Origin of the sequence: Marinobacter sp. Hex_13 (assembly GCF_001566815.1) — a bacterium.
In the GTDB taxonomy this organism is placed as follows: Bacteria; Pseudomonadota; Gammaproteobacteria; order Pseudomonadales; family Oleiphilaceae; genus Marinobacter; species Marinobacter salarius.
Window position 1 is genome coordinate 1 of sequence record NZ_LSMM01000089.1, and the last position, 10098, is coordinate 10098.

Here is a 10098-nt window from a genome sequence, read left to right on the forward strand (position 1 = left end):
GTTGTCGGCGAACATTTCCATGACCTGGTCACCTTCCTGGTGACGCAGCAGGCCGTTGTCCACGAACACACAGGTGAGCTGGTCACCGATGGCCTTGTGCAGCAGCGCCGCCACCACGGAGGAATCCACCCCGCCGGACAGGCCCAGGATCACCTCGTCGGTACCCACCTGCTCGCGGATGGTGTCGATGGCATCGCTGATGATGTTGCTTGGCGTCCACAGGGCTTCACAGTCGCACAGTTCGCGCACGAAGCGCTCCAGCAGGCGGCCACCCTGCAGGGTGTGAGTCACTTCCGGGTGGAACTGGATGCCGTAGAAGCGTTTTTCGTCGTTGGCCATGCCGGCGATGGGGCAGCTGCCGGTGGTGGCGGTCGCCACGAAACCCGCCGGCATCTCGCCGACACGATCACCGTGGCTCATCCACACATCCAGGTATTCCTTGCCTTGCTCTTCATGGTCGACGATGCCGTCCAGCAGGCCGTTCTTTTCCGCCTTGGCGACCCGGGCATAGCCAAATTCATGCTTCTCACCGGCAATCACCTTGCCACCCAACTGCTCGGCCATGGTCTGCATGCCGTAGCAGATACCCAGCACCGGGATGCCTGCGTCAAACACGGCCTGCGGAGCCCGCGGCGTCTCTGCTGCAGTCACCGATTCCGGCCCACCGGAAAGAATAATGCCTTTGGGCGCAAACTCGCTGAGCTCTTCAGCGGTCATGTCGAAGGCACGAATCTCGCAGTACACACCGATTTCCCGCACGCGGCGTGCAATCAGCTGAGTGTATTGGGAACCGAAGTCCAGAATCAGGATGCGCTGGGCATGGATGTCTGTCATGGGGATCTATCCCGGTGATTGCCGGCGGATATTGCGGGCCGCGTAAACGGGTTCTCCGGTCCCGGCCGGCGGTGGATAAACGCTCGAACAGGGCCACTCGGATATCCGTCAGCAGGCGCAGCACGGTATCGTGGTTGTATACCCGCTCGGCATACCGCGCGACCGTTCGCGCCACGGCAAAGAAGCGAATGCCACCACCAGGGACATACAGATTGATGGACGCCTGTACACCGGCTGCCAACAGGATGCCGGAGATCGCCGTGGCGGTAATAAACCAGCCCGACAATGCCAGCAGCCCCATACCCGCAAGCAGGGTGGCCAGTATGAGTAAGCCGCCGGTCACCAGGCGACCGGGGCGACGGAAAATCAATGCCAACCAGGGGCCAAGCTCACGCATCTGCAACGCCTCCTTCCGTCACCAGCAAGGTACGGTTGGCCAGTGTCAGCAGTGCCTGGTGGTGAGTGGCGAAAACCAGAGTCTTACCGGCCAGCGCCAGCTTGTGCAGCGCTTCCAGCACGTATATTTCGCTGTCACTGTCCAGCCCCGCTGTGGGCTCATCCAGCAGTATCAGGTCGTAACTGGCCACAAACACCCGCGCCAGGCTCAAGCGGCGTGCCTGCCCGCCGGAGAGCCCCTGGCCGTCTTCGGTAATGGCGCTGTAGATTCCCCGTTCCCGGCCTTTGATCAGGCTTTCCAGGCCAACGTGATGCAAGGCGGTTTCTATGGCGATGTCGGTCGCGTCCGGCGTGGTCAGGCGCAGGTTGTCGGCCCAGGTACCATGCACCAGGAAGGGGGACTGACCCAGCCAGCCAAAGGCCTCGTCGCCGGCACGTTCTCCAAACACTGAAATACGCCCCCGGTCTGGTCTCATGAAGCCGGCCAACAGATGCAATAGCGAGGTTTTGCCGCCACCGGAAGGCCCGGTGAGGGCGATGACATCGCCTTTGTTGATCACCAGAGACACGCCGTCCAACACCGGCCTGACGGCATCGTAGGCAAGAGCGACGTCACGAACGGCCACAATATCGGGAGATTCCGGCTGGTGACGGGGCTCTGCCTGCGGTTGTGGTTTATCAACTCCCTGCAACCGATCGACGATTTCAGAACTGGCACCCATCGCTGCAGCGCGATCATGATAATGCTGGGACAACAATCGCAGAGGCTGGAAGAACTCCGGGGCAAGCAGCAGGATCAACAACCCGGAAAACAGTGTCAGGTCGCTGGACGGTCCAAAGGTGATGTACCCCAGCAACCCGAAGCCGATGTAAATGGCCACGACGGCAATGGCCACGGAGGAGAAGAACTCCAATACCGCTGAGGACAGGAACGCAATCTTCAGGGTTTTCATGGTGATGCGGCGGTATTCGTCGGATCGCTTGCGCAGGGTTTCTGCGGCAGGAGCGGTCTGGCCGAACAACTGCAGGGTGGTCAATCCCCGAACCTTATCCAAAAACTGGCCGGACAAACGACCGATGGTCTGGAAATGCTGCTGGTTGAGCTTTTCGGCGCCCATCCCGACCAGTGCCATGAACAATGGTATCAATGGGGCGGACAGCAGGAGGAAGATCCCCGCGAGCCAGTCCAGTGAAAATACCACCACCAGGATCATCAGCGGCACCACCACCGCGAGCATCATCTGGGGCAGGAAACGGGCGAAATACCCATGCAGGGCGTCGGTGTGGTCAAGCCATTCTCGCGCCAGGGTGCCGGCGGAGGTCTGGCTCATCGAAACCGGCCCGCTGGCCTGCCAGCACCGGTTGATACTATGGCGAACCTCGCTACGCACCTCACGGCTGCAGCGGGCTGCGTAGCGGGCCTGTAACCCCTGAGCCACACCGCGGATCAATATCGCGATAATGGCACCGGTGAACAGCAGCGACAGTTCGGCCACCGGTATCTCATCGACAATACCCTGGTGAACAATGCCCGCCAGGAACGCCATTTGCGCGATGGTGGCAAGGGCCACCACAACGCCAGCCGAAACCGTGGCCAGGATCAGCCGCCGGCTGTGGGCGGCAAGTGCCCCCAGCCAACGTTTTGACTCGGCTTGTTCAGCCACCTAGTGGTATCCCTCGCCAGCCCGTACCTTGCCCCGGAACACCCAATAGGTCCAGGCGGTGTAGACCAGCACAATGGGAATCACGAACAGCAGCCCCAGCAGCAGGAACAACTGTGAGCCGTACGCGGAGGAGGCGTCCCAGAGCGTGTATTCCGGCGGCACCACATAGGGCCAGCGGCTGACGATCAAGCCCAGGTAGGTAAAGATGAACAGCCCCACCGTCGCGACAAACGGCATGCCTTCAAACCGGTTCCGAACTGACCGGAAGATCTGAAAGGCACAGAGCAGGGCGAGCACGGGCAATATCCAGATAATGCTCAGATTGGAGAACCAGCGGTTTTTCACCGCTTCATCCACAAACGGCGTCCAGACGCTGATCATCGCAAACACGACCAACACACCCAGCAGCAGCGGAATGGTGATCCGATACGCCCAGTCCTGCAGGCGGCCCTCGGTTTTCATGATCAGCCAGGTGGAGCCCAGCAACGCATAGCCGGCCATCAGACCGAAACCGGTCAGCACCGTGAAAGGGGTCAGCCAATCCAGCGCACCGCCGGTATAGACCCGGTTGGTAATCTCAAAGCCCTGGATATAGGCACCCACCACGGCGCCCTGGGCAAACGAAGCCACCGTGGAGCCACCGGCGAAGGCCCAGTTCCAGAGATAGCGCGAGGTTCTGGCCTTGAAGCGGAACTCAAACGCCACCCCGCGAAAGATCAGACCGGCCAGCAGCAGGAATACACCAATGTACAGCGCCGGCAGAATGGTGGAGTAAACCAGTGGAAACGCCGCCAACAGGCCCGCCCCGCCAAGCACCAGCCAGGTTTCGTTGCCATCCCAGACCGGTGCCACCGTGTTCATCATGGTGTCCCGGTCTTCTTCTTTCGGTGCGAAGGGGAAGAGAATGCCAATGCCCAGGTCAAACCCGTCCATCAGCACATACATAATAATGCCGAAACCGATAATAAACGCCCAGATCAGGGCCAGATCGAACAGTTCCATAATCAGTGGCCTCCCTGGTTCAGTGGCTTTTGACGATCGTTATCATCAATCTCAAACGGCACATGGGTGGCCGAGAAGGGACGTTTCGGCCGTTCGGCTTCATGGCCTTCCTCTGCGTCTTCGTCTTCCATGCCCACGTACAGCACCCGCATCAGGTAATAGACACCGGAACTGAACACCAAAGCATAGACCACGATGTAGCCAATCAGTGAGAACAGCGCCATACCGCCGGTTAATGACGGCGTAACCGACTCGCTCTGGTTCATCAGCCCATACACCAGCCAGGGCGCGCGGCCAATTTCCGTGACAAACCAGCCGGCCAGTACCGCCACAAAGGGTGTCAGGCTCATAAAGCGCAACCCTTGCAGGAACCAGGGGGTTTGCCAGTATCGGCCACCGGCCCGCAATACCAGGCCGGCCAGGCCAAAGAGGATCATCAGCATGCCCAGGCCAACCATCACCCGGAATGACCAGAACACGATTGCGACCGGCGGCTGCTCGTCCACCGTGACTTCGTTCAGCCCGGGCACTTCGCCGTCCCACTCATGGGTGAGGATCAGGCTGGCCAGGCTGGGAATGGCTACCTCGTACCGGTTGGTCTGGTTTTCCTGATCGGGAATCGCGAACAACAGCAGCGGCACATTACGCGAGGTTTCCCAGTTGCCTTCCATGGCGGCGACCTTCATGGGCTGGTGTTCCAGCGTGTTCAGGCCATGGAAATCCCCGATAACCGCCTGGGTGGGGGCAAGAACCAGAATCAGCCACAGGCTCATGGACAACGCGCGTCGGTTCGCCTCAACCTCACGTTTGCGAAGCAGATACCAGGCACTGACACCCGCTACCACGAACGAGCCAGTCAGGAACGAGGCCACCACCATGTGGGAAAAGCGATAAGGAAAGGATGGATTGAATATCGCCTCGCTCCAGGAGGTGACAAAGAACACCCCATCCCTGAATTCCGTACCGGCGGGGGTATGCATCCAGCTATTGGCTGACAGGATCCAGAACGATGATATAAAGGTGCCCGTGGCCACCATCACAGCCGCAAAAAGATGAACCCCGGCAGGTACCTTGTCGCGCCCGAATAGCAGCACACCCAGGAACGCCGCTTCGAGGAAAAAGGCGGTAACCACTTCATAACTCAGCATCGGCCCCAGGAAGTTGGCGGACGCTTGGGCAAAGTTGCTCCAGTTGGTGCCGAACTGGAAGGACATCACAATGCCCGACACCACGCCCATGCCAAACACCACCGCGAACACCTTGGTCCAAAAGGCAGAGAGTTTTGCCCAGGAAGGGTTGTTGGTTTTGAACGCCAGGCCCTCGAGCACTGCAATGTAGGACGCAAGCCCGATGGTAAACACCGGGAAGATAGCGTGGAAGGACACCACGAACGCAAACTGGATTCGCGACAGAAGGACGGGATCAAGTTCCATGCGGAACCTCCGGACACTACAGTGAACAGAATAAACGAGCTTGGCGCCCGCTTGGCCGCTGCCTTGGCTGGGTTGTAGTGTTGTTTTACCGGCAGATAGTAGCCATGCTACCCGTAGCACAGGGAAAACCAAGGGACAGAATGTCGCACCCCTTGATTTAAAACAAGTATAGGAAGGCTCCATGGGTTTCTACGACGAGCGAATACTGCCACACCTGATCGATTACTCCTGCTCAGTAGGGCAGGTAATGAAGCTGCGCAGCCAAGTGGTGCCGAAGGCAAACGGCACTGTGCTGGAAGTGGGTATGGGCTCGGGCATTAATCTGGAGTTCTACAACCCGGATACCGTTAGCCTCGTCTACGGCCTGGAGCCGTCCGAAGGCATGCGGCGAAAGGCACAGGCCAACCTGGCCAAATCCAGCGTAGCCGTGGAGTGGCTGGACTTGCCGGGCGAGCAAATTCCGCTATCGGACAACAGCGTCGACACGGTACTGCTTACGTTCACCCTATGCACCATCCCCGATTGGCGAGCCGCGCTGGATCAAATGAAACGGGTACTCAAGCCCGACGGCGAATTGCTATTCCTGGAACACGGAGAATCGCCGGACGAGGGCGTGTGCAAATGGCAACACCGCATCACCCCAGGCTGGAAGAAAATCGCCGGAGGCTGCCACCTTAACCGACCGATTGCGGAACTGATCCGGGAAGCGGGGTTTGAGATCACCGAACTGGAAAACCTATACGTGCCCAAGGCCCCGAAATTCGCTGGCTATATCTACAAGGGCAGGGCGCGGAAGCCTCAGCAACCTAGCTAAAAACACCTCCACCGCAATCCCAATTGCGTTACCGGGCGCGGCCTTATACAATCCTGCCCCTCAAAAGCTCCTCACAACCCCCTCCGAATGCCCGGATGGTGGAATAGGTAGACACAAGAGACTTAAAATCTCTCGACCTCACGGTCGTGCCGGTTCGATTCCGGCTCCGGGCACCAATTCAAAAGCAAGAAGCCGAATTGGCTTTATGCCGATCTGTTTATTGGGTGGAAAAGCGCCTTGCGAGCCACCAGCCGGCCACCATCGCCACCAGCATGGCAGCCAGGGGAGTGGTTAAACCCGCCATGGAGGCGAAGGCTGGCCCCGGACAATATCCTGATAATCCCCAGCCGATACCGAACAGCGCTGCACCGCCCATCAGTCGCCCGTCCAGATCACGGCGTGTGGGCAATTGAAATTTCTCCGTGAACAACGGATTCGATCGTTTAAAAGCCAGCTGATAACCAATAAAGGTGGTAACCACCGCACCGCCCAGGACGAATAGTAAGGTTGGATCCCAGGCGCCGGAAACATCGAGAAAATTCAGTACCCGAGCGGGGTCGGTCATGCCTCCAATCGCCAAACCAAGACCGAACAGTAGTCCGGCAAGGTAGCCTATGATTACTTTCATACACCACCTCCTATCTGGTGACGAACCAAGTAAACCGTGGCCATGACGACCAGAAGAAAGGTCAGGGTTGCGATCAGTGACCGGTGGGACAAGCGCGCCAAGCCGCAGACACCGTGGCCACTGGTGCAGCCACCACCGATTCCTGTGCCAATTCCGACCAGTAGCCCCGCCAGGAGCATCAACCCTACATCACCCGCAGGCGCACCAATGATCGCGTCGGGCTCTGCCGCGACATTGCCCAGATCAAGTTTCAGGATCACCAGGGCGAGCGGCCCGCTGACCAGGCCGAGCAAAAAGGCCAATCGCCAGGCGGAATCACCAGTAGGACGCTCCAACAATAAGCCAGAAACAATACCGCTTATCCCGGCGATGCGACCGATGGTTGCCATCAGCAACACGGCCGACAGACCGATAAATACACCGCCAGCCAATCCGGAGAGGTTTGCCATCGTGTTCACATTTTGTCTCCTTTAAGGACTTCTTAGAAGCCAGTACATCACTGTTGAAAACGTCGCGCCCTTAGTGGGGTAGCCAATGCGTTATGGGGAACAACGTTTAAGCAGCTTCATTACGTGGGCAGTTAGAACACTTGGGTACTCTGATGTTCATAAAATCTCCTGACGAGTGGTTCAGAAGCGATTAATGGGTATCTTTAGATAGGCTTGATCTTCATTCTCGGTGAAGAGCATCTGGCCAGCATTCATGTTCACCTGGATTGACGGAAGGAGCAGACGCGGCATTGCGAGTGTGGCGTCACGTTCGGTGCGCATCTTTACAAACTCATCCTCACTTATCCCTTCATGGACGTGGATGTTGTTAGCGGCCTGTTCTGCAACTGTGGTTTCGTGCTGATAGTATTCGCGGTCTGGTGCCTTGTAGTCGTGACACAGAAACAGGCGTGTCTTCGGCGGCAGAGCCAAGACTCTCTGAATCGAGCGATAAAGGGCACGTGCATTACCTCCCGGGAAGTCACACCGTGCGGTACCGTAATCCGGCATGAACAACGTATCGCCAACGAAGGCGGCATCGCCGATTACATAGGTTAGACATGCCGGGGTGTGTCCGGGGGTATGCAGTACCCTTGCTTCAAGGCTGCCGATAGCAAAGGTATCGCCATCCTCGAACAACTGGTCGAACTGACTGCCGTCGCGGGCAAATTCAGTACCGGCGTTGAATACCTTCCCGAAAATGTGCTGCACCTTTTTGATGTTCGTGCCAATGCCGATGCGGCCCCCGAATTTTTCGTTGAGGTATGGTGCGGCGGACAAGTGATCGACGTGAACGTGGGTTTCCAGAATCCACTCTACTGTTAGTTCTTCGTGCTGGACGAAATCTGCGATAGCGTTGGCCGAGTGCACACTTGTATGTCCTGCGGCATAGTCGAAGTCCTTGACTGAATCGATGATCGCGCAGGCTGTGCTTTCCGGATCCTTCACAACGTAACTGAACGTTTTGCTCGCCTCCTCAAAAAAGGCAGTAACCATCGGTCGACGCATCGGAATGCCTCCTGATTTTCTGATGAGAAGTCATGCCGATATCGTAACTCACAAAAAGTTATAACAATATATCAATAATGAATTAGCGGGTGTCGGTCAATGATTTGTAAGAACAATAAAGCCAGCTTCATCTTGGTTGTCTTCAGCGATGACAGGTCACTTCAAGTAATTTCACGAATGCAGGGGCGGTTTGTGGGGAGAGTTCACGGCGACCTGTAGCTGATCCACTGAGGCTGCAGGATTACTTTTCTGGGGGGGGAGCCATTGCCCGAAGGCTTCCATGCCTTCGGGGGTTCAAGCCTGTGAATATTATTCGGCTTGTCTCAAGCCGGCCTTCATGGCGCGGGCGGCGTGCAACTTCTTATAACTATCAACCAACCGCTGATGCTTTTCCAGGCCTTCCAGCTTCATGCTGGTGGGTGTCAGGCCATGGAAGCGTACTTCGCCGCTGACTGAGCCAACCACGGCGGCCATGGTGTCTTCGCCGAACATGCGCTGCAGATTGGGCAGGTAGTCGGGCAGTTCCAGTTCGTCACTCAGGGTGATTTCCAGAACGGTGTTAACGGCACGGTAGAACAGGTTGCGCTCCACGGTGTTGTCGTTGAACTGCAGGAACATGTCGACAAATTCCTGGGCTTCTTCGTGCCATTGCAGGGCCAGGCAGATCAGCAATTTCAGTTCCAGAATGGTGAGTTGGCCCCAAATTGTGTTCTCGTCGAACTCGATGCCAATCAGGCTGATGATGGTCATGTAGTTGTCGAGCTGGCTGGCTTCCAGGCGCTCGGCCAGGTCGGCCAGTTGATCATTGCTGAGGGCGTGGAGATTGAGGATATCTTCGCGGTAGTCCAGCGCCATGTTGGTGTTGTCCCACACCAGATCCTCTACCGGGTAGACCTCGGAATAGCCGGGTACCAGGATGCGGCATACCGGCGCGCCCAGGTCTTCATGGGTCGCCACGTACACTTCTTTACCAAGGTCTTCCAGAATGCCGAACAGGGTGCTGGCCTCTTCTTCGTTGGTACCGGAGAAGTTCCACTCGCAGAACTCCAGGTCGGATTTGGCGCTGAAGAACCGCCAGGACACCACGCCCGTGGAATCGATAAAGTGCTCGACAAAGTTGTTGGGCTCCGTCACTGCCTGGGTGCTAAAGGTGGGCGCCGGTACGTCGTTGAGGTTTTCAAAGCTGCGGCCCTGCAGCAGTTCGGTCAGGCTGCGTTCCAGCGCCACCTCGAAACTCGGATGCGCGCCGAAAGAGGCGAACACGCCTCCGTTTCTCGGGTTCATCAGTGTCACGCACATAACCGGGAATTGGCCGCCCAGGGAGGCATCTTTCACCAGGATCGGGAAGCCCTGTGCTTCCAGAGCATTGATGCCCTCAACAATGTGCGGGTATTTATCCAGCACACTCTGCGGCACGTCCGGCAGCGCCAGGCGCTTCTTCAACCGGTTCAGGAAAGTCGCCGCGGGACTCTTCCCGATGCTTGATGGCCCGACGCACCAGCGCCACCGCTTCATCCACATCGAACGGTTTGGGCAGATATTCAAACGCGCCACCCTGATAAGAGGCCACCGCAGAATCCAGGTCGGAATGCGCCGTCATGATGATGACAGGCAGATCCGGGTTCTTGCGCTGCAGAATTTTCAGCATCCGCAGCCCATCGGTGCCGGGCATGCGTACATCGCTGATCAGCACCTCCGGTTCCTGCCCGCCCTGCTCCAGGGTATTAAGCGCTTCATCCGCATCTTCAAAGCAGGTCACCGCGTAGCCTTCCTGGCCCAGCGCCTTTTCCAACACCCAGCGAATGGAGCGGTCATCATCCACAACCCAAAT

At 57.7% G+C, this 10098-nt stretch carries 9 protein-coding genes, 1 tRNA gene and 2 pseudogenes; 2 read left to right on the forward strand and 10 right to left on the reverse strand.

The window, feature by feature from the left end:
• From guaA to AXW11_RS20280, 5 genes are all read right to left on the reverse strand, one after another.
• Nucleotides 1–825 (reverse strand): glutamine-hydrolyzing GMP synthase (gene guaA / locus AXW11_RS20260; protein WP_286792660.1); only part of this gene is annotated, 825 nt, incomplete at its 3' end.
• Complete coding sequence (locus AXW11_RS20265; protein ID WP_286792659.1) at nucleotides 707–1231, reverse strand: hypothetical protein; 525 nt, start codon at nucleotides 1229–1231, stop codon at nucleotides 707–709. The genes AXW11_RS20265 and guaA, both read right to left, overlap by 119 nt.
• On the reverse strand, nucleotides 1224–2894 hold the full coding sequence (gene cydD / locus AXW11_RS20270; protein ID WP_041333376.1) for a thiol reductant ABC exporter subunit CydD: 1671 nt from the start codon (nucleotides 2892–2894) through the stop codon (nucleotides 1224–1226). Before cydD ends, AXW11_RS20265 begins: the two co-directional genes overlap by 8 nt.
• Nucleotides 2895–3896, reverse strand: a complete 1002-nt coding sequence (gene cydB / locus AXW11_RS20275) for a cytochrome d ubiquinol oxidase subunit II (protein WP_036207368.1) — start codon at nucleotides 3894–3896, stop codon at nucleotides 2895–2897. It lies immediately after the preceding gene.
• Nucleotides 3897–3898: 2 nt separating this feature from the next.
• Complete coding sequence (locus AXW11_RS20280) at nucleotides 3899–5329, reverse strand: cytochrome ubiquinol oxidase subunit I (RefSeq protein WP_041333377.1); 1431 nt, start codon at nucleotides 5327–5329, stop codon at nucleotides 3899–3901.
• Between the two features lie 181 nt (nucleotides 5330–5510).
• Between AXW11_RS20280 and AXW11_RS20285 the strand changes: the two genes are divergently transcribed.
• Both AXW11_RS20285 and AXW11_RS20290 read left to right on the forward strand, forming a co-directional pair.
• Nucleotides 5511–6143: a class I SAM-dependent methyltransferase gene (locus AXW11_RS20285; protein ID WP_041333378.1), complete on the forward strand. Its 633-nt coding sequence runs from the start codon at nucleotides 5511–5513 to the stop codon at nucleotides 6141–6143.
• 89 nt (nucleotides 6144–6232) lie between these two features.
• A tRNA-Leu gene (locus AXW11_RS20290) sits at nucleotides 6233–6319 on the forward strand.
• A gap of 41 nt (nucleotides 6320–6360) precedes the next feature.
• Here AXW11_RS20290 and AXW11_RS20295 read toward each other — a convergent pair.
• The 5 genes and pseudogenes from AXW11_RS20295 to AXW11_RS20315 all read right to left on the reverse strand — a co-directional run.
• Complete coding sequence (locus tag AXW11_RS20295) at nucleotides 6361–6771, reverse strand: DUF6691 family protein (RefSeq protein ID WP_041333380.1); 411 nt, start codon at nucleotides 6769–6771, stop codon at nucleotides 6361–6363.
• Nucleotides 6768–7220 (reverse strand): YeeE/YedE family protein, encoded by a 453-nt coding sequence (locus tag AXW11_RS20300; protein ID WP_213480020.1) that lies wholly within the window; start codon nucleotides 7218–7220, stop codon nucleotides 6768–6770. The genes AXW11_RS20295 and AXW11_RS20300 overlap by 4 nt, the downstream gene beginning before the upstream one ends.
• Before the next feature lie 180 nt (nucleotides 7221–7400).
• The gene (locus AXW11_RS20305) at nucleotides 7401–8267 is read right to left on the reverse strand and encodes an MBL fold metallo-hydrolase (protein ID WP_041333382.1); all 867 of its coding nucleotides are present in this window, start codon (nucleotides 8265–8267) and stop codon (nucleotides 7401–7403) included.
• Nucleotides 8268–8576: 309 nt separating this feature from the next.
• Nucleotides 8577–9698 (reverse strand): annotated as a pseudogene (locus AXW11_RS20310) (YcaO-like family protein); the annotation flags it as partial.
• A pseudogene (locus AXW11_RS20315) lies at nucleotides 9679–10098 on the reverse strand (response regulator); the annotation flags it as partial. The pseudogenes AXW11_RS20310 and AXW11_RS20315, both read right to left, overlap by 20 nt.